The organism is Bacillus infantis (assembly GCF_020171945.1).
Classification (GTDB): domain Bacteria; phylum Bacillota; class Bacilli; order Bacillales; family Cytobacillaceae; genus Bacillus_AB; species Bacillus_AB infantis_A.
On the sequence record NZ_JAIVAP010000015.1, the window covers coordinates 45,660 to 64,017 of the forward strand.

Consider the following 18,358-nt stretch of genomic DNA (forward strand, 5'->3'; position numbering starts at 1 on the left):
TTCCCGATATATTTGCGGCTGCCGCTTTTCTTATTCCTCAACAGTCCTATACTGGTGGCGGAATACCTGCATGGATTCGTTTTCGTTCAGGGCGCTTAGTTCATCTTCAGTCAGGCTTCCGTCTCCTTCTTCAATCACATAGACATCAAGCGTTTTTTTGCCCCAGCTGCTATAGACGTCTTCGACGGTTTCATAATAAAGGTCAAGCTTATTCCCTTTGATTGCGCCGCCTTTATCAGCTACGACCCCGTATCCATAGCCCGGTATGAACAGGATGGTGCCGATCGGGAAAACATTGAGGTCTGCGGCTACTGTGGAATACAGGTCGCGTTTTACCTTGACGCCAGAATATGTAATGCCAAAGGACGGGTGCCCCGGATTCTTTCCTGTTGACTCATAATAGGCCGTATAACCGGTCGCCACTACAGATTTGGCGGGGTATTCTGACCAATTGAATGCTTCTTCCAATGACCGCGGCCCGGCAGTAACCGCCTCCGCTGAGGAGATCAGCTCATTCGCTTCCAGCCTCGGAAGATATTTGTAGGCAAGTCCCATTGTTTTATATGTATGGTCTAAGAAAGCAGAATCTTCCATTTCAGCTGCTGCCCCGCCGCCTTCGTACTGATAGGACTCAAGGGTTTTCGCGCCTACTCCGGATATGGATTGAAAGGTGGTAAGCAGTGCCCCTAAAAATAAAACTGACATAATGATTCGCTTTGTCCATTTTTTTAGTCTATTCATATAATAAATCACTCCTCCCAAGTTAATCATTTCCCAACTTTAGAAAAAGTATTCCTGGGAGGAATTGAATTAAGGTCATGCGGGGGCTTTCTGTCAAGATGCAAAATCCTCTGGAAGCCTGCTGTATCAAGGTTTAAGTATAGAAAGTCTATTTCCCCAAAAAAAATTATAAAAATTTATTTTTCAGATGTGGTTTAAGCACTATTCCCAGCTTTTTATTCATGAAGAAGCCAAAATAAAAACACTCCCGATATGGGAATGCTTTTACATTAAAACATTCTGTAGCCTTTGCTTCTCAGCATTTTAATCGTAATGCCGGCTGCGACCGCACCGGCCATCCCGCTGCTTAAGATCAGCACATCAGCCATGGCAAGCCCCGACAAAAGCCTTCCCAGCTCAGGAAATGCTTCACTGCTGTTGGTGAAATATTCTATAAAACGAACCTGGTCAACAATCAGGATTGCGATGATTGGATAAATAATGGCCATGATCCAGGACATTCTAAGCAGCATATTCAATATAAAACCGATTCCAAAAAATAAAACAAAGAATAGCAGCATTGAAATTGGCAACACAAAAATCGTCATCTGCACAGGCAGTACCCCCTTAAAACATCACTTTTAAGTGTACTGAATGGCCGAAGGGTAGTCAATTTTAATTTTGTGAACACTTTTTAACAACTATAACTGCACATGTCCTATATTCCTTCATCTTGCTGAAGGCTAATCAAACCATGGAAAAACCCTGCCGCCAGCAGGGTTTTCTGTTATCCTTTCTTTTTGCCGGAACCGTTGCAGCAGGTGCATGTTTCAGAGCCGCCTAATAAAAGCTGGAAATAGCCTTTCCCTGAACAATAGTCGCATTCTTTGGTTTCATATGTCGTTGGTGCCATCCTGCTCATCCCCTTTTCACACTGAATTTTCTGATAATATATCAAGGATAGAGGAAAATGGAAAGGTTCATATTAGCCGGAAAAGCCCTGCTGTAAACGCATACATGTCAGATTATCTTACAATATCTAAGGATTTCTAATAATTTCTGAAAATTATAAAAATAGTTTATAAGCGGAGTATCCGAAGTGGTCACCAGGATTTACACCATCTATCAGCTGTTTGGCCATCCCTTCTTTAATTTCTGTCAAATACTTGAGCAGAACAGAGGCATCTTCATGGACCGCTGCTTCTCCCGGGTCCATAAACTGCACATCCATCAGCTCGCTTTCCTGGACGGTGATGCTCTGGCCTTTTTCAGGCTCCATAAGAAAAAGTATCATATTATCGCTGACCTCACCGCGGATCACACCAGTCCTCAGCCCTATCATGCCGACCGGCCTGCTTGCAATGCCCGTTTCTTCTTTTACTTCCCTTACAGCTGCTTCATCCGCAGTCTCCCCGGGGTTGACAAACCCTGCAGGCAGCGACCATTTGCCCTTCAGTCCGCCGTACTTTTTTTTAACTAAAAGCCACTTTCCCTCCGGTGAAACAACCAGGCCTGAAACAGCAAGCCACACCTTGCCTCGTTTACTCTCCATTACTTTCATGACCCCCATGCATACTTTTCTTTCTATTGTAGCAGAGCTCTCTGCTCTCTTTGGTTTCCGGGCACAAAAATACCGGGGAATCATCCCCGGCTGTTTTTATTAAAAGATATTGAATTTGCCTTTTTTCAGGACAAGCCCAGGTCCGCCAATCATGAAGAGGGCACGGTTATCGATCATCTTCTTCATGAAGGAAGCCTTTGATCCTACCAATTTCTTGCCGAAAGCAACACCGATGGCGTCGTCTTCGCCCAGTGAGCATACTGTACCTTTGATATCAGGAGTGAAAGTCTCAAGCTCGCCCTTGTTGCGGATCAGAGCAACAATATTGCGCGCGCATACCTCTCCCTGCTGCATGGCGATTTGAGCAGTAGGAGGATAAGGACGGTTGATTTCTTCATTGATGATCAATGAGCAGTCGCCGATGATGAAAAGATCTTCATGGCCAGGGACCCTTAAGTCAGGCTGAACCTTTACACGTCCGCGCATCGCTTCAATGCCGGAGTTTTCGATGATGGAGTTGCCGCGTACACCTGCAGCCCATACAACAGTGCCTGCTTTGATGTGCTCAACTTCTTCGTCACCTTTTCCGACCGTAATTCCATCTTCATTGCATTCTTTGATGGCAGTGCCAATAAGGAATTGAACACCCTTTTTCTCCAGATGGGAAACTGCATAGTTAACAAGCTCAGGGTCAAAGCCAGGCAGGACTGTAGGGGCAGCTTCGACACAGATGATCTTAACCTTGCTGTAGTCCACATCATATTCCTTGCACAGCTCAGGCACTCTGTTTGCCAGCTCGCCAAGGAATTCAATGCCTGTGAAGCCGGCGCCGCCGACTACAATTGTCAGCCTTTCATCCTTTTTCTCCACCTCAGTATTATAAGTGGCAAATTGATATTCAATATGCTCGCGGATTTGTCTTGCCGCATTAACATTTATAATAGAGAAAGCATGTACATCCAGGCCTTTGATGCCGAATGTTTCCGGCTCTGCACCAAGGGAAACGACCAAGTAGTCATATGTTACTTCGCCTTCCTCCAGGATGACCTTCTTTTCTTCAGTTTTGATTTCAACAGCAGTACCTTGGACAAATTCAATTTTGTTACGGTCAATGACATTTTTAACATCATAGCGAACACGATCGTGATGAAGGGTACCTGCAGAAGCTTCATGCAGCCAAGTCGTTTCATAGTGATAGTCATTCTTATTCACTAGTACAATTTCTGCTTCATTCACTCCAACCTGCTTTTGCAAACGGGTTGCCACCATCAATCCGCCGTATCCGGCACCTAGAATTACTATTTTTGGCTTTTTCAAAGCGTATCACTTCCACCTTTATTAGTATTTTCGAAAACTCTTCTGCTTTTTCTTATCTTCCACTGCTTTATGAGTTTTTATTTTATAAGTTCAAGAAAAAGTTTGTGATGTTCTTCACGAAGCAGAGCAAAAAAATGTCCGAAATTTGTCACAAAGTATATGTCTATAATACATAATATTCTTTTTCCAACTGTTTTTCAAGGTAAAAAGTACGAATATATCCTATTGAGAAAATTAAGATTTTTACGCAATTTTTCTCATTATTCCAACAACTTTCAGTTCTGCTATGTGAGGTTTTTCATTATTTATGGTATGATGAAGGCTAGAAATGTTACTACATATGTTGAGGTGATTAGTGTGAAGGAAGATCAGACAATCTACGATATAACGATTATCGGCGGAGGGCCTGTCGGGCTGTTCACCGCTTTTTACGGCGGCATGAGGCAGGCTTCTGTTAAAATAATTGAAAGCCTTCCCCAGCTTGGCGGGCAGCTGTCAGCTCTTTATCCGGAGAAATACATATACGATGTAGCCGGTTTTCCGAAGGTGCGGGCACAAGAGCTCGTGGATAATTTGAAAGAGCAGATGAAGAAATTTGAACCGACGGTTTCGCTTGAACAGTCGGTTGAAAAGCTCGAAAAACAGCCGGACGGCATTTTCAAGCTAACCACCAACAAAGAAATCCACTATACAAAGACGGTCATCATCACGGCCGGTAATGGTGCATTCCAGCCGCGCCGCCTTGAGCTTGACTCGGCTCCTCAATACGAAGGCAAGAATCTTCATTACTTCATTGATGACCTGAACCATTTCTCCGGCAAGAAAGTGGTTGTATTCGGAGGAGGCGATTCAGCGGTGGACTGGGCCCTGATGCTTGAGCCTATCGCAGAGAACGTGAAGATTATCCACCGGCGGGACAAGTTCCGCGCCCACGAGCACAGTGTAGAAAATCTTCAAAATTCAAAGGTTGAAATCAAGACACCGTTTGTTCCTGCTGAACTGATCGGCAATGAGGAGGGCATTTCCCAGGTGATCATCCAGGATGCCAAAGGGGAAGAAAAAGAAGCCATTGATGTTGATGCCGTCATCGTCAACTATGGTTTTGTCTCATCGCTGGGCCCGATTAAAGAGTGGGGCCTTGAAATTGAAAAAAATAATATTGTCGTCAACAGCAAAATGGAGACAAATATCCCGGGCATCTACGCTGCAGGCGATATCTGCACATATGACGGCAAAGTGAAGCTGATCGCTTCCGGTTTCGGAGAAGCGCCGACTGCAGTAAACAATGCAAAGGCCCTTATTGATCCTAAGGCACGTGTACAGCCTCTGCACAGTACATCTATGTTCGACAAATAAAATTTTATATGGCAAAGCCCGCAGAAGGTATACTTCTGTGGGCTTTGTTAAATTCATGATTAGCGGCGTCTGCAGCATTTTTTGCCATTATCATCATCTTCAGCTGCATTGAGAAGATCATTGATCAGGCAGCGTCGTACAGCACGGCAGAATTCTTCACCTTCAATGAATGCTTTAACGTTTACTTTAAAGTTTTCGTCAAAAGCCCCTGCTACATCATCACGTTTTCTGCGGCGGCGATTGGCTCCTGCTACATCATCATCATATTTCCTGCGGCGGTCTTCTGCTCCTGCTACATCATCATATCTGCGGCGGCGATTGGCTCCTGCTACATTATCATCACCATAATAACCCATTGTTTCACCCCCTTTGCTGTGGGATATAATGCATCTTATGCAAAGGGGAGACAAGCTGTAAGGTACGAATACCCTCCCGCTAAAAAATGTTCTTTTAACCATATGATGGGCAGTGCAGCGAATAATGCTGTTTTAATAAATTCCGCAGGAAGAAAGAATTGACCGGCTATCTGTCCCCGCTGCAAACCAGGCTGCTGCATCCTCTTTTTTCCCCCGGCGGTTCCATGCTGCCATAAAATGAACCTGGCATAGTTCACCCTTTCTTATTTCGGGGATGGGGACCGCAATTCCATTCGGCAGGTACTGTACTATTTGGTGCTGTGATATTTCATCCTCAGCATTGAAGTGATCCGGCATCATATCCTGTATTCTTGCCCTGTGGACTAAGACGGTTCCATCCTCTGTGCCCATAGTGATAATCCATTTCCCATACTCCCAAGTCATCGCCTCGAGCCTTTCCCCGCTGTTTGGCCACCCGTCGCTCCCTTTTGGTTCCATCTCAGCTTGAAATACACAGTCCTTTAAATCATTGAGGGCTCTCAGCCGCCAAACGGCAGCAGCTGCTTTTTCTATTTTCATATGAGATGGAATCTTGACGGCAGGCTCGCATATTAGAAGCTCGGCTATGTAATCCTTATGTGAATATCTCAGTAAGAGTTCTCCATGCTCCAGCTGAAAGCAGGAAGGTTTGCTCTGGCAGCTTAATGAGTTATGCCCATTGATTCGGAGGTCAAATGAAATCTTCCCTGCCGGTGTCAGAATGATTGGACTGCACCCAAACTCGCACTCATACTCCTTCGTGTATTGAAAAAGCTCCATTCCCCTTCCCCCGCTTCTCTATTTTCATGTAAAAAACGCTTCCCGATAGGCTCGATTGAGATCAGGAAGCGTTCTGTAGAGTGTATGGGCTGACAATTAAATAATCAGCAATTTTCGGGTGTACCTGCATTCTTAGCGGTCCTGAACGAAGAACCGCAGCCGCAGGAAGCGATGGCATTGGGATTGTCGATCGTGAAGCCCCCGCCCATCATGGATTGCTTATAGTCAATTTTTGTGCCATTAAGGATCGCTGCATCTTCCTTGCTTACAAGAATTTGCAGGCCATGAAGCTCGAACTGGGCATCATTTTCTTCAACTTCATGTGCGAATCCCATGCCGTATGACAATCCGCTGCAGCCCCCGCCTTTTACAGCAACGCGCAAGTATGCATTTTCCTCTTCATTTTGCTTCATCATATCTTTAATTTGAAAAGCCGCAGCTTCAGTAATTTCAACAATTTGGTTTTCCATTTTAAATCCTCCTTAATCTTGAGGTTTTTACTCTTATATATAGTATATACAGACTTTAAGCGGGACTCAACTGAGCAGGCTCCATTTTTAAAGCCCTTTTATCAAATCCGCTGCATTAGTAGAACTTTTTACCTAAAATCCCCTGTTGTTTATGGTATAATAAACCTACTATTTTAAAAGGGAAGGTGAGAAAATTGGCCGTACTAGAGCCATTGTATGGAAAAAGCTGCAGCTGCCCTGTATGCAGGAACAACTTTACAAGCCAGAAGGTCCGTTCCCGCTTTGTAAAAATCAAAGGCTATGACACTGATTTTCTTCCTTTTTATGACTCAGATGAAAGCAATCCAATATTCTATTACATACAAGTATGTCCTCAATGCGGCTTTTCGTTTTCCGAGGAATTCAGCCCTTATTTCCCACCAGGTTCAAAGGAACAGATTGATGAAAAAATCACCAGCCAATGGAAGCCCAGGGACTTCGGCAGGAAAAGGAGCCGGAACGAAGCAATCCAGACATACAAGCTGGCTGTCTACTCAGCACTTTTGAAAAAGGAAAAGCATGTGTCAATCGCCGGATTGTATATGCGGATTGCCTGGCTGTACAGAAATGCCGGGGAGAAGACACAGGAACAGCGCTTTATGAAACTGGCTGCCCATGAATATGTGGAATCCTATTCAAGCGGTGATTACCAGGGAACACAGATCTCTGAAACCAGGCTTCTTTACCTCATTGCCGAGCTTTCAAGGAAAACAGGCAGCGATGAGCAGGCGGTCAAGTTTTTCTCCAAGGTGATAGAACAGCAGAGCCGTTCGCTTGAGCCGGGGATCATTGATATGGCAAGAGAGCGCTGGCATGAAATGAGGGAAACCAGAAGGCAGACCTGCTGATGATGTTTGCTTGCAACAAAAGCGAAAAGGCCGCATTGATATGCGGCCTTTTATATTAGAACATTGGATTTTCATCCAGGAATTGATATATGTTTTCCACCAGTTCTTCCGGCGTCTCTCCTGTCACAACCTCGCCGTTCACCAGGGCATATAAAGAGCTTGCACATTTTCCGCAGTACCCAAGGCAGCCATACTCAATCACATCCAGGTCCGGATCCTTTTCAAGGATTTCCAGAGCCTTTTGTGCACCGCTTGCCAGGTTGCTGATGCAAAATTCTATGATTGGCTGAATCATATCTATTCACCTCTCTACTAATTGTTAATCGTACTTGGTTTCAGGCTAAAACGCAAGCAAAGGCATACAGTCCTGCACACATTAAGCGCTGACTTATCATTAATGGATGATTAAAGGGCGTATAATGTCGACTTTTGCTTTGATTATTCAGATATGTGTTGTGATTTAGCCATAATTTCGTTATACTTTTTATGTTGTTTCATGAATTTTCTTGTGAATTAATATTCTAATTATTTTGCTAATATAATAATGTAAACGTTTAACTCTTATTCAGTCATTGTGTTTTCTATTATTTTAATATATTACTATAGCTGCTTACATACTGGACAAAAGGGGAAATTTGGTTATGAAAAATCTTGTCATACTTGGCGGAGGATATGGCGGCATGAGAGCACTTGCCCGTCTGCTGCCGAACTCATTGCCGGAAGATACAAGCATTACACTGATTGACCGGGTGCCATACCACTGCCTTAAAACTGAATATTATGCACTGGCAGCAGGAACGATCTCTGATCAGCATGTACGGGTTGCTTTCCCTGAGCATCCTCGCCTTAAGATCAAATACGGAGAAATTTCCGGGATCGACCTTGAAAAACAGCAGGTAAACCTGGCAAATGAAAAGCCTGTTTCCTACGATGACCTTATCATCGGACTTGGATGCGAGGATAAGTACCACAATGTTCCAGGGGCAGATGTACACACCTACAGCATCCAGACAATCGAAAAATCACGCCGCACATACGAAACATTGAACAATCTGTCGCCGGGATCTGTCGTTGCCATCGTTGGGGCAGGACTGAGCGGAGTTGAGCTGGCATCTGAGCTGAATGAAAGCCGGCCGGATCTGAAGGTAAAGCTGTTTGACAGGGGGAATCATATTCTTTCTGCTTTCCCGGAAAGATTGAGCACTTATGTGGAAAACTGGTTTGACAATCACGGAGTTGAAATCATTAATAATTCCAACATCACCCATGTAGAGGAAAACATCCTTTATAACCATGACGAGCCCCTGCAGTGCGATGCCATTGTATGGACAGCAGGCATCCAGCCAAGCAAGGTTGTCCGCGACCTGCCGGTGGAAAAAGATGCGCAGGGTCGTGTCGTGCTTACCAAGCATCATAACATTCCAGGCAATGAGCATGTGTACGTTGTAGGAGACTGCGCAAGCCTGCCGCATGCACCAAGCGCACAGCTTGCCGAGGGCCAGGCAGAACAAATTGTCCAGATTCTCCTGAAGCGCTGGAAAGGCGAGGAGCTGCCGGAATCCCTGCCGGTGATCAAGTTAAAAGGCGTCCTTGGCTCACTCGGCAAAAAGCACGGCTTCGGCCTTGTCGCCGAAAGGCCAATCACAGGCCGGGTTGCCAGACTGCTTAAATCCGGGATATTGTGGATGTATAAATATCATAATGGCTGATCAAGCATGACAAAGGAGTACGGATTGAAGCATCCGTACTCCTTTTTAATTTAAGTGTAGATATGTAAAGCTTACTTTATTTATGGATTTGAAAAGTGCCACAAAATGCAAAACTCCTGCAAATAAACTCAAATTGAAGTACAAGGCACCCAGACACCTGCGGGGAATTAGCGGCAGGGCTGAGACCCCGCAAAAGGTACGCCGAGGAGGCTCAGCGTGCCCCGCGGAAAGCGGAGTCCCTGCAGCGGAAATCAACAGCCCCCATTCAGGAAGCCGTATTTTCAACAAAAAAGCGACCCTGATAAATACAGGCCCGCTTTTTCCCATTTATGAAGCCGGCGTATAACCGTAATCCTCCATTTTAGCGAAAATGGTTTTCAGCTTCGGATTGCCCTCGCCGACCACCTCACCGCCGATTAGAACGACCGGATAGAACATATCCTCCTCAATCACTCTAAGCGCAAAGTCCCTCTTTTCCTCATCATCAGGAGGATTATGGATATCCACATACACGATGGAAAAAGGCTGATCTGCGAATTTCCGGCTGACCGCAGCCTCCAGCCATTCATAAGTTTCCTTAGATGATGGCAGATTTACACAGCTGGGACATAATTGCTCTGCCCCGTAAACAATGATTTCAACTGACTTCCTGTCCATTTTTCCCACCCCTTTATGTCTATTTTACCTGATGGAAGATTAATAATCATGTAGAAAAAAATTAACGATTATTGGATTTAAGGATTGGGGAATAGATTTTTAGCTCGACAGTGATTATAATAAGTAGTAGGAAAGGAGTCGATTTTAATGGAACAAGATATCATATCAGATGTTCAGGAAGTATTAGATAAATTGCGTCCGTTTCTTCTTCGCGATGGAGGAGACTGTGAATTGGTTGATGTAGAAGATGGCATCGTTAAGCTTCGTTTGCTTGGAGCGTGCGGCAGCTGCCCTAGTTCAACCATTACTTTAAAAGCAGGGATTGAACGTGCCCTTTTAGAAGAAGTTCCTGGAGTTGTAGAAGTAGAACAGGTATTCTAAGAAATTCCAATAATAAAGCGATCACGCCTGCGGCGGATCGCTTTTTTTTATGGAATCGGATGACGCCTCTGCTTATATTACCGGCCGGAAACTGCATGCCTGGATACTGTACTGCCCTTTTGATCAATGGCTAAGCGAAGCACGTCCATCTGCGGCAGCATCCTGCTGAGTCCTTCAGCAGCTTCATCTCCCTTTTCAGGAGAGCAGAAGCAGACCACTGCAGGCCCCGCTCCGCTCAGGGCGGTTCCGAAGACGCCAAGAGCTGTTGCTTTCTGTTCGATCATGGCAAGATGGGGAACAATCTTTCTTCTGTAGGGCTGGTGATACTGATCTTTATGCATCATCCTCCCCGCCAGCTCATAATCTCCCTGAAGAAGAGCGGCAATGAGGAGATTGGCTGCAGCACCGGCCTGGACCGACTCTTGATGGGTCAAGCTTGCCGGCAGGGCACCCCTCGATTCTTTTGTCAGCAGCTCCTCCTGGGGAACGGCTGCCAGCACCTCAAAGGCAAGGTCATGGAAAGCGGCTGCCAGCACCTCTTCACCCGCTTGATAGCCAATCACCAGCCCGCCAAAGAGGGAGGCGCCTACATTGTCCGGATGCCCCTCCATACGGGCTGCGAGGGACAGCTTTTCATGCCGGGAAAGCTCTAAGGCGCATAATGAATCAGCCAGCTCGATTCCGGCGACAATCGCTGCTCCGCTCGAGCCAAGACCCCTTGCCAGGGGGATCTCGCTTTTTACCCTTAAAATACAGGGCGGGAGATCCGCAGAATAATATTCGGCTGCCATCTTTGCAGCCTGGACGATCAAATGCCTGCCGTCCCCAGGCAAGCCCTCCAGGCAGCTGCTTTCCGGCACAACCTCCCATTGGCCGGCACGCTCCGCTTCGACCGTCAAATATAAACTCAGTGCAAGGCCGACAGAATCAAAGCCAGGCCCAAGATTGGCCGTACTTGCCGGCACAGTGATGGTAAGCATCTCTCCCTCCATCATGTATGCACGGCTCCCCTGATATGGCCGGCGACCGCTTCAAGCTCGTTCGGCAGAAGGACCGGTTTCACAAGGCTTGTATCGATTGCTGTGTTCGGATCTTTCAGCCCGTTCCCAGTCAGGACTGCAACAACTCTGCTCCCATGCGGTATTTCCCCCTGGCGCAGCTTTTTATAGATGCCAGCAAGCGATGCACAGGATGCCGGCTCTGCAAATATGCCCTCTGAAGCTGCAAGCTTTCGGTATGCCCCAAGGATCTCTGTATCGCTGACCTCATCGATTTTCCCTTCTGACTCGTTCCTCGCATCCACGGCAAGCTGCCAGCTTGCAGGGTTTCCGATCCTGATGGCGGTAGCGATCGTTTCGGGCTCTGCAAAGACTCTGTCATGGACAATGGCTGCCGCCCCTTCTGCCTCAAAGCCAAACATCCGGGGAAGGCCAGTCTGTTTTGCACGGCTGTACTCTTTAAAGCCTTTCCAGTAGGCGCTGATATTGCCGGCATTTCCTACAGGGATTGCGAGAATGTCAGGCGCACTTCCAAGCTGGTCGCAAATTTCGAAGGCAGCCGTTTTCTGCCCTTCCAGCCTGTATGGATTAACAGAATTCACAAGAGTGACCGGCTCCGTTTCGCTGATGCTGCGCACCATGGCAAGCGCCTCGTCAAAATTGCCTTCAATCGAAATGATCTCGGCACCGTACATGATTGCCTGAGCAAGCTTACCCATGGCAATCTTGCCTTCAGGAATGACGACAATGCATCTCATGCCGGCCCTTGCCGCATATGCCGCTGCTGCGGCAGATGTATTCCCTGTCGATGCACAAATGACCGTACTGCTGCCGGCTTCCTTTGCTTTGGCAACAGCCATGACCATGCCTCGGTCCTTGAATGAGCCCGTCGGATTGCTGCCCTCCGTTTTCACATACAGATCGATTCCCCATTCCTGGGATATCCTGTTCAGCTTGATAAGCGGTGTATTGCCTTCATTTAGGGAGAGCATGGGTGTTTCATCATTGACCGGCAGATATTCCTTGTAGGCAGACAAAAGTCCTTCCCATCGCATCAGCTTCCACTCCCCTCTACTCTGTATGAGCTCTCAATCGTTTTAACAGCAGGCAGATCCTCTAAGCTGGACAGGATGTCCTCATAATCCTTCAAAGAAGATTGATGGGTGACGAGGACAATTTCGGCCAGCCCCTTTTCTTCCACAGGCAGCTGGAGTATTTTTTCAAGACTGACGGAATGCTTGGAAAAAATCGATGTCAATTCACCGAAGACACCGACTTCATCTTTGACATGAAGCCGCAGGAAGTATTTAGAGTAAATCTCGGACGGATCTTTAAGCTTTTTCGGATACTGCGGACTGACAGCGCTCTTCCCGTTCACGCCAAGCCTCAGATTTTTCATGACACCGACAAGGTCCGATACAACTGCTGTAGCAGTCGGCAGGCTGCCTGCACCCGGGCCGTAAAACATCGTTTCGCCAACCGCTTCTCCATATACATAAATCGCATTATACTCATTATTCACCCCGGCAAGCGGATGGGATTCTGCCAAAAGCGCCGGCTGCACGCTGACCTCCACCTTCTCCCCTTCACGGTGGGCAATGCCGATCAGCTTCATCGTATAGCCCAGCTGCTTCCCGTACTGAAGATCCTCTTCCGTTACATGGGTGATGCCTTTTACTTTCACATCATCCAGATCAACTTTCATCGAGAAGCCGAGTGTGGCCAGGATCGCCATTTTCCTTGCAGCATCCAGCCCCTCCACATCTGAGGTCGGGTCGCTTTCGGCATAACCCAGCTCCTGGGCTTCTTTCAGCACATCTTCATAGGCGCTGCCATCCTGGCTCATCTTCGTTAAAATAAAATTGGTTGTCCCATTAACGATGCCTATCATTTTGGTGATCCGGTCAGAGGCCAGACCGTCTGCAAGGCCTCTTAGAATAGGGATGCCTCCGGCTACGCTCGCTTCATAAAACAAATCGCAGCCATTTTCTGACGCGGCAGTCAAAAGCTCTGAACCATACAGCGCCATTAAATCCTTATTGGCTGTCACGATATGCTTTTTGTTCGCGAGCGCCTTAAGGAGATGCTTCCTTGTATCCTCAATCCCCCCCATGACCTCAATGATAATATCGATATCCGGATCATTAATGATTTCCTCCGGGCTTCCTGTGAGCAGAGAAGCTTCAATATCCACTTCGCGCTGCTTATTCAGATCCTGCACCAGCACTTTTTTTACCTCAACCGGACAGCCTACCTGATGCATCAGCTTATCCTGGTGATTTTTAATGATTTTCACAACACCCGATCCAACAGTCCCCAATCCTAACAATCCAACTGAAATAGCTTCCACTCTATATCCCCCTCGCCGTTGTTCTTTTAAGGTGTACATTTGTATTTATATAGTAGACATTATAGAATTTGGCAGATAATTTTACAATAGTAAATATTCAGAATTATTTTTGTGGAATCGCTTACTGTATTGGGGGAGTATGTATTGGCAGGTTTTAAATTTTTTCTGTTTAGGGATAAAGAGGCGGCCAGGGTCGCCTTATTAATATGTTTAGTGGAGTTAGTATACATGAACAGAACATCCTGATAGGATGTTGATCCTGCCTGGGATACATGACATGTGGGTTTTTCTCTCTGTTATATACTAGGGGCTTTTACGGGATACATGACATATGCGTTTTTCTCTCTGTCATGTACTCAGGGGCTCTTACGGGATACATCACACATGCGTTTTTCGTTCGGTCATGTATCCAGTGACTCTTCCGGGATACATCACACATGCGTTTTTCCCTCTGTCATGTATCCAGTGACTCTTACGGGATACATCACACATGCGTTTTTCTCTCTGTCATGTACTCAGTGGCTCTTACGGGATACATGACATATGCATTTTTCGCTCGGTCATGTATCCAGGGGCTCTTACGGGATACATCACACATGCGTTTTTCGTTCGGTCATGTACTCAGGGGCTTTTCCGGGATACACGACACATGCGTTTTTCTCTCTGTCATGTGCTCAGTAGCTCTTCCGGGGTACATAACACATGCATTTTTCTCTCTGTCATGTACTCAGGGGCTCTTCTGGGATACACGACATTCAGAATCCAAGCCTGTCCTTTACTCCTGAAACTCCTTTGGATAACCAGCCTGCCTCTCCGCCAAAGCACTATCCCCAGCCATAAGCCGCCCCTCTCTACACTAAACAAAAGGCCCGGCAAAATGCCGGGCCCTCATCCAATATTTACATATGTACTGCCGTTTTTGCCTGCTTGCCTGATAAAACAAGATCGATGTTTTCGGCACAAAGCCTTGCCATCTCCATTCTTGTTTCCGTGCTGGAGCTGCCGATATGCGGAAGGGCGACAACATTCGGCAGGCTGAGGAGAGGATGGTCCTTTCCAATCGGTTCTTTTACAAAGACGTCAAGTCCGGCTCCGCTGATTTCCCCATCAGCAAGGGCACGGTAAAGCGCCTCTTCATCCACAATGGCGCCGCGGCCTGCATTAATGAAAATCGCGGAATTCTTCATTCTGCGGAAGGCCTCTTCAGTGAAAAGATTTTTCGTCGAGTCATTCAGCGGTGCAAGGCAAACAACATAATCCGACTGTTCGCACAGCTCCTCGAATGAAACGTAGACAGCACCGAGACTTTCTTCCGCCTCCGGCCTTCTTGACCTGTTATGGTAAAGGATGTTCATGTCAAAGCCTTTTGCCCGCTTTGCCACAGCTTGGCCGATATTCCCCATTCCAACAATCCCGATGGTTTTATGATGGATATCCTGGCCTGCAAGAAGGAGCGGACTCCAGCTCTTCCATTTCCCTTCTTTCACATATTCAGCGCTTTCCGTGATCCTCCGGGCAGCCGCCATTAATAAAGCAAACGTCAGATCGGCTGTAGTATCCGTAAGGACATCAGGGGTGTTCGCCACAGTGATCCCTTTTTCCGCTGCAGCCTTCACATCAATATTGTCATAACCGACTGCAAGGTTGGCTACAACCTTCAATCGGTGCGCTTCCGCCAGTAAATCACCATCTATGGAATCTGAAAGCATCGTTAGGAGTGCTGATGCCTCTTTAGCCTTTTCCCCGAGGACTTCAGCAGGGACAGGTATATCTTCCTTATCCCACATCTCCACACGATAATGTTCTTTTAAGCCGGCAATCGTTTCTTCCGGCAGCTTTCTTGTAATATACACTCTATCCTTCATCAATTATGAGCCTCCCAGCAGTTGCCATAAAAATTCGTTACCTCCTCATTATAAAAGGAAGAAATGGCAATTCAAAGGAAAAGCCCTTTCACAGCCCGGCTGAGTCCTCTATCGTTTCAGCCAGTCTACAGGAGGAAGTTTCAGCTTGGCAGCAGGAACTTCTGCCATCTCAAAGAATTTTCCAAGAAATTCTTCATGGTCGCCTGTATGCTGCAGGAAACGGCCCAGCTGCTCTTCTGATAGATGCCTTTGATGCTCTGTCGGATTCCCATAATAATTCTCGATGCATTCAAAATAGTGAAGCGGGAACAGGAGGCGTGCATACAGCAGCCGCCATGAAAAAGAAGTCAGAGGCTCCACTGTCTGATACTCCTTCAGGTACTGGGAAAGCCCTGGCTGGTATGTTTTAATGTTCCGGAAGTACCTTTCCCTCGACCATTCTGCCAGATCGCGGCTTGCATGATCAAATACCCAATCAAACGGACTTTTGATCAGATAGTCATTACTTCCCCATGTGGAGGAAACAAAGCGCTCGTGGCAGACAGTTCCGCTGTCCGCAGGCCCGGGCTCATCATCCAGCTCCGCATCGGCCAGATATTGGATGGAGTTTTCAGCAAGGCCCATATAGTAGGGAAATGTCTCCAGGAACATCCGGTCCAGTTCATGCTCCGGCTGCTGAAAAAGCATGCTATTCCAAACCTTCTCCATCTGATCAAGCCTCTTTTCCCAGAGCTGCTTCCACTGCCCGATCCTGCTTGTCCGTGTGATCGGTGAGGAAATAAGCCTGCCGCGATAATGGAATTTGGCAAGCTTCCTGCCTGACTGATAGCCTTTTCGCGGCTGGGCATTCGGGCACTTCAATACACAATAGCTCTTTTGCTCCCACACACTTGAATGCTTACCTTCGGATGTCTGCAGGAAAGTGCTTACCGTCTTATCGCCGGTTTGCTGCAGGTGACTGGCGATCAGGCTAAGCTCCGCCAGATCCTCTTCTTCCAGGCCAACCTCCATCGGAATATAAAGCTGGTTATCCTTTTTAAACGCTTCATGCAGACCGATCCTCAATTCTTCCTCCGCCTGTATGCCAAAATGTTGCTTAAGCATTTGCCTGAGCATAGAAACACCTCTTCATTCGCTAAGTGGCTTATACCTCATTTATATGTGCCCGCCGCTAAAACTTGTTTGTTTCTTGCATAACACATGCCTTCCGGGAAAAAATGAAGTAGACAGGCCAGAGGAGCCGCATGTCCTGTTTAGGTATATTTGCGGCTGTACCGGTATATACATTAGAAAAAACAAGAAAAGGTGAGGCAAATGTCTGAAGAACAAAAAGAAGTTGTTGACCTGACAGAACAGACAGCGCGCAGATGGCTGCTTGAAAGAGGGGTAACCATACAGGATATCGCAGATTTAGTTTTCTTTCTTCAGGAAAAGTACCACCCGAATCTTGATATGAAGGACTGCCTTCACAATGTGGAGCGCGTCCTGTCCAAAAGGGAAGTCCAAAACGCCATCCTGACCGGGATCCAGCTTGACATGCTCGGCGAAAAGGGAATGCTTGACCAGCCTCTCCAAAAAATCATTGAAACCGATGAAAGCCTCTACGGCGTCGACGAAGTACTCGCTTTCTCAATCGTCAATGTCTATGGCAGCATCGGCTTTACCAACTATGGATATATCGATAAACTGAAGCCCGGCATCCTGAAAGACTTAAACGATAAATCCTCCGGCAAATGCCACACCTTCCTCGATGACATCGTTGGCGCCATCGCAGCCGCCGCCTCCAGCCGCCTGGCCCATGGTGCTGCAAAGGTGGAATAGAATAGAAGACAAGAAAACACAGCCTTCTGTTGGAGGCTGTGTTTTCTTATGTACAATCCCCATAACAAAACAGAGAGACTTCAAAAAACTCTGCGTTTTTTAAAGAGAAATTTGCCCAAAAATTTATGAAAACCCTGTTGATTGGAGTGCAAGGCACGCAGACTCCTGCGGGAAATAGCGGAAATGTTGAGACCCCGCAGCGCGACAGGAGGCTCAGCGCCGCCCCGCGGAAAGCGCAGTGCCTGGAACGCAAATCAACAGCCCCCATTTAGGCAGTGTTTTTACAATCCTGGAAAAATTGTACACAATAAAAATTCCATGCTACGATTTTAGATAGATAATTTAGAAACTGGAGGAGCAAAAATGGATATTAAACCTCTGAAACAAGCCCTCAAACAAGGGCTCCAGCACGACCGGTTCTTCCTAGGAATAGACGGACTCAGCCGCTCAGGAAAAACCACACTCGTCAATAGCCTGAAACAATGGCTGCAGACAGAAGGACATACCGCTATCATCTTTCATCTGGATGATTATATAGAAGACCGGAAAAAAAGATATAACACAGGAAACGAGGAATGGTACGAATACTACACCCTTCAATGGGATGCAGAATACCTGAAGCAGGAACTATTTTCAAAGGTACATACAGTAAAAGAACTTACCTTAAGAGTGTACGATGAACAAAAGGACAGCCATTTCCTTAAAAAGACCAGCATCCCCCAAAAATGCCTCATCATCATCGAAGGCGTTTTTCTGCAGCGTCCCGAATGGAAAAGCCATCTTGATTATATCGTTTACCTGGACTGTCCTAGAGAGGCAAGATTCAAACGCGAAAAAGAAGCCACCAGACAAAAAATGGACAAATTCAAGAACAGATACTGGAAGGCCGAAGATCATTATTTAGAAACTATCCAGCCTCTGAAAGGGGCAGACCTGGTCATCAGACAGCCCGTGCAGCCTGTTTAAACTTACACACAAAAGCCTGATAGACTGTCTATCAGGCTTTGTCCAGAATGATTTCTCTAATTAATTCGGACAGTCACTGCCTTATATCCCAAATCGGAATCCAAGCTCTTTCGCTTTGCTGTTGT

20 protein-coding genes and 1 pseudogene are annotated in these 18,358 nt (G+C 46.6%); 6 read left to right on the forward strand and 15 right to left on the reverse strand.

The genetic code is table 11. The features are described from left to right. Window positions 1–30 precede the first annotated feature (30 nt). The 5 genes from LCM00_RS18075 to LCM00_RS18095 form a co-directional block, all read right to left on the reverse strand. Window positions 31–741 carry a 3D domain-containing protein gene (locus LCM00_RS18075; RefSeq protein WP_224904687.1) on the reverse strand — a complete coding sequence of 237 codons (711 nt, stop codon included), beginning with the start codon at window positions 739–741 and terminating at the stop codon, window positions 31–33. Between the two features lie 269 nt (window positions 742–1,010). Beyond that, window positions 1,011–1,328: a YuiB family protein gene (locus LCM00_RS18080; protein WP_263623417.1), complete on the reverse strand. Its 318-nt coding sequence runs from the start codon at window positions 1,326–1,328 to the stop codon at window positions 1,011–1,013. Between the two features lie 179 nt (window positions 1,329–1,507). Then, complete coding sequence (locus LCM00_RS18085; protein WP_224904691.1) at window positions 1,508–1,633, reverse strand: YuiA family protein; 126 nt, start codon at window positions 1,631–1,633, stop codon at window positions 1,508–1,510. Window positions 1,634–1,786: 153 nt separating this feature from the next. Beyond that, window positions 1,787–2,290: an NUDIX domain-containing protein gene (locus LCM00_RS18090; RefSeq protein ID WP_404802177.1), complete on the reverse strand. Its 504-nt coding sequence runs from the start codon at window positions 2,288–2,290 to the stop codon at window positions 1,787–1,789. Between the two features lie 90 nt (window positions 2,291–2,380). Continuing rightward, the gene (locus LCM00_RS18095) at window positions 2,381–3,598 is read right to left on the reverse strand and encodes an NAD(P)/FAD-dependent oxidoreductase (protein ID WP_224904693.1); all 1,218 of its coding nucleotides are present in this window, start codon (window positions 3,596–3,598) and stop codon (window positions 2,381–2,383) included. 357 nt (window positions 3,599–3,955) lie between these two features. Between LCM00_RS18095 and LCM00_RS18100 the strand changes: the two genes are divergently transcribed. After that, window positions 3,956–4,954, forward strand: coding sequence for an NAD(P)/FAD-dependent oxidoreductase (locus LCM00_RS18100; RefSeq protein ID WP_224904804.1), 999 nt, complete (start codon window positions 3,956–3,958; stop codon window positions 4,952–4,954). Between the two features lie 59 nt (window positions 4,955–5,013). On the opposite strand, the gene LCM00_RS18105 is transcribed toward LCM00_RS18100, so the two are convergent. The 3 genes from LCM00_RS18105 to LCM00_RS18115 all read right to left on the reverse strand — a co-directional run bounded on the left by LCM00_RS18105 (window position 5,014) and on the right by LCM00_RS18115 (window position 6,599). Next, the gene (locus tag LCM00_RS18105) at window positions 5,014–5,310 is read right to left on the reverse strand and encodes a hypothetical protein (protein WP_224904695.1); all 297 of its coding nucleotides are present in this window, start codon (window positions 5,308–5,310) and stop codon (window positions 5,014–5,016) included. Between the two features lie 132 nt (window positions 5,311–5,442). Further along, a complete protein-coding gene (locus LCM00_RS18110; RefSeq protein WP_224904697.1) occupies window positions 5,443–6,129 on the reverse strand; it encodes a hypothetical protein in 687 nt (228 codons plus the stop codon). 104 nt (window positions 6,130–6,233) lie between these two features. Beyond that, window positions 6,234–6,599 carry a HesB/IscA family protein gene (locus tag LCM00_RS18115; protein WP_224904699.1) on the reverse strand — a complete coding sequence of 122 codons (366 nt, stop codon included), beginning with the start codon at window positions 6,597–6,599 and terminating at the stop codon, window positions 6,234–6,236. Window positions 6,600–6,784: 185 nt separating this feature from the next. Here LCM00_RS18115 and LCM00_RS18120 point away from each other — a divergent pair, with 185 nt between their 5' ends. Beyond that, on the forward strand, window positions 6,785–7,486 hold the full coding sequence (locus tag LCM00_RS18120; protein ID WP_318247625.1) for a DUF2225 domain-containing protein: 702 nt from the start codon (window positions 6,785–6,787) through the stop codon (window positions 7,484–7,486). 55 nt (window positions 7,487–7,541) lie between these two features. Here the strand turns inward: LCM00_RS18120 and LCM00_RS18125 are convergent, their stop codons facing one another. Continuing rightward, window positions 7,542–7,781, reverse strand: coding sequence for a YuzB family protein (locus tag LCM00_RS18125; RefSeq protein WP_009791437.1), 240 nt, complete (start codon window positions 7,779–7,781; stop codon window positions 7,542–7,544). 346 nt (window positions 7,782–8,127) lie between these two features. On the opposite strand from LCM00_RS18125, the gene LCM00_RS18130 reads away from it, so the two are divergent. Next, complete coding sequence (locus tag LCM00_RS18130; RefSeq protein WP_224904703.1) at window positions 8,128–9,195, forward strand: NAD(P)/FAD-dependent oxidoreductase; 1,068 nt, start codon at window positions 8,128–8,130, stop codon at window positions 9,193–9,195. A 327-nt stretch (window positions 9,196–9,522) separates the two neighbouring features. Here the strand turns inward: LCM00_RS18130 and LCM00_RS18135 are convergent, their stop codons facing one another. Further along, window positions 9,523–9,852 (reverse strand): YuzD family protein, encoded by a 330-nt coding sequence (locus LCM00_RS18135; RefSeq protein WP_224904704.1) that lies wholly within the window; start codon window positions 9,850–9,852, stop codon window positions 9,523–9,525. Between the two features lie 168 nt (window positions 9,853–10,020). Here LCM00_RS18135 and LCM00_RS18140 point away from each other — a divergent pair. Further along, window positions 10,021–10,233: pseudogene (locus LCM00_RS18140) on the forward strand (NifU family protein); the annotation flags it as partial. 77 nt (window positions 10,234–10,310) lie between these two features. On the opposite strand, the gene thrB reads toward LCM00_RS18140, so the two are convergent. From thrB to yutH, 5 genes are all read right to left on the reverse strand, one after another. Continuing rightward, window positions 10,311–11,228, reverse strand: coding sequence for a homoserine kinase (thrB, locus tag LCM00_RS18145; protein ID WP_224904706.1), 918 nt, complete (start codon window positions 11,226–11,228; stop codon window positions 10,311–10,313). Next, the gene (gene thrC, locus LCM00_RS18150; RefSeq protein WP_224904708.1) at window positions 11,225–12,286 is read right to left on the reverse strand and encodes a threonine synthase; all 1,062 of its coding nucleotides are present in this window, start codon (window positions 12,284–12,286) and stop codon (window positions 11,225–11,227) included. The genes thrB and thrC overlap by 4 nt, the downstream gene beginning before the upstream one ends. Then, complete coding sequence (locus tag LCM00_RS18155; protein WP_224904710.1) at window positions 12,286–13,581, reverse strand: homoserine dehydrogenase; 1,296 nt, start codon at window positions 13,579–13,581, stop codon at window positions 12,286–12,288. Before LCM00_RS18155 ends, thrC begins: the two co-directional genes overlap by 1 nt. Before the next feature lie 899 nt (window positions 13,582–14,480). Beyond that, window positions 14,481–15,446, reverse strand: coding sequence for a 2-hydroxyacid dehydrogenase (locus LCM00_RS18160; protein WP_224904807.1), 966 nt, complete (start codon window positions 15,444–15,446; stop codon window positions 14,481–14,483). A 108-nt stretch (window positions 15,447–15,554) separates the two neighbouring features. Further along, a complete protein-coding gene (yutH, locus tag LCM00_RS18165) occupies window positions 15,555–16,550 on the reverse strand; it encodes a spore coat putative kinase YutH (RefSeq protein WP_318247626.1) in 996 nt (331 codons plus the stop codon). Window positions 16,551–16,760: 210 nt separating this feature from the next. On the opposite strand from yutH, the gene LCM00_RS18170 reads away from it, so the two are divergent. Further along, window positions 16,761–17,267, forward strand: coding sequence for a phosphatidylglycerophosphatase A family protein (locus LCM00_RS18170; protein WP_224904715.1), 507 nt, complete (start codon window positions 16,761–16,763; stop codon window positions 17,265–17,267). 363 nt (window positions 17,268–17,630) lie between these two features. Beyond that, window positions 17,631–18,233: a kinase gene (locus LCM00_RS18175; RefSeq protein WP_224904717.1), complete on the forward strand. Its 603-nt coding sequence runs from the start codon at window positions 17,631–17,633 to the stop codon at window positions 18,231–18,233. Window positions 18,234–18,358 lie beyond the last annotated feature (125 nt).

Coding starts and splice junctions, on each gene's coding strand:
- LCM00_RS18080 (WP_263623417.1), bottom strand. CDS start 1,328: ATGACGATTTTTGTGTTGCCAATTTCAATGCTGCTATTCTTTGTTTTA.
- thrB (WP_224904706.1), bottom strand. CDS start 11,228: ATGATGGAGGGAGAGATGCTTACCATCACTGTGCCGGCAAGTACGGCC.
- yutH (WP_318247626.1), bottom strand. CDS start 16,550: ATGCTTAAGCAACATTTTGGCATACAGGCGGAGGAAGAATTGAGGATC.
- LCM00_RS18075 (WP_224904687.1), bottom strand. CDS start 741: ATGAATAGACTAAAAAAATGGACAAAGCGAATCATTATGTCAGTTTTA.
- LCM00_RS18125 (WP_009791437.1), bottom strand. CDS start 7,781: ATGATTCAGCCAATCATAGAATTTTGCATCAGCAACCTGGCAAGCGGT.
- LCM00_RS18090 (WP_404802177.1), bottom strand. CDS start 2,290: ATGGGGGTCATGAAAGTAATGGAGAGTAAACGAGGCAAGGTGTGGCTT.
- LCM00_RS18175 (WP_224904717.1), top strand. CDS start 17,631: ATGGATATTAAACCTCTGAAACAAGCCCTCAAACAAGGGCTCCAGCAC.
- LCM00_RS18160 (WP_224904807.1), bottom strand. CDS start 15,446: ATGAAGGATAGAGTGTATATTACAAGAAAGCTGCCGGAAGAAACGATT.
- LCM00_RS18130 (WP_224904703.1), top strand. CDS start 8,128: ATGAAAAATCTTGTCATACTTGGCGGAGGATATGGCGGCATGAGAGCA.
- LCM00_RS18115 (WP_224904699.1), bottom strand. CDS start 6,599: ATGGAAAACCAAATTGTTGAAATTACTGAAGCTGCGGCTTTTCAAATT.
- thrC (WP_224904708.1), bottom strand. CDS start 12,286: ATGCGATGGGAAGGACTTTTGTCTGCCTACAAGGAATATCTGCCGGTC.
- LCM00_RS18170 (WP_224904715.1), top strand. CDS start 16,761: ATGTCTGAAGAACAAAAAGAAGTTGTTGACCTGACAGAACAGACAGCG.
- LCM00_RS18105 (WP_224904695.1), bottom strand. CDS start 5,310: ATGGGTTATTATGGTGATGATAATGTAGCAGGAGCCAATCGCCGCCGC.
- LCM00_RS18110 (WP_224904697.1), bottom strand. CDS start 6,129: ATGGAGCTTTTTCAATACACGAAGGAGTATGAGTGCGAGTTTGGGTGC.
- LCM00_RS18085 (WP_224904691.1), bottom strand. CDS start 1,633: ATGGCACCAACGACATATGAAACCAAAGAATGCGACTATTGTTCAGGG.
- LCM00_RS18135 (WP_224904704.1), bottom strand. CDS start 9,852: ATGGACAGGAAGTCAGTTGAAATCATTGTTTACGGGGCAGAGCAATTA.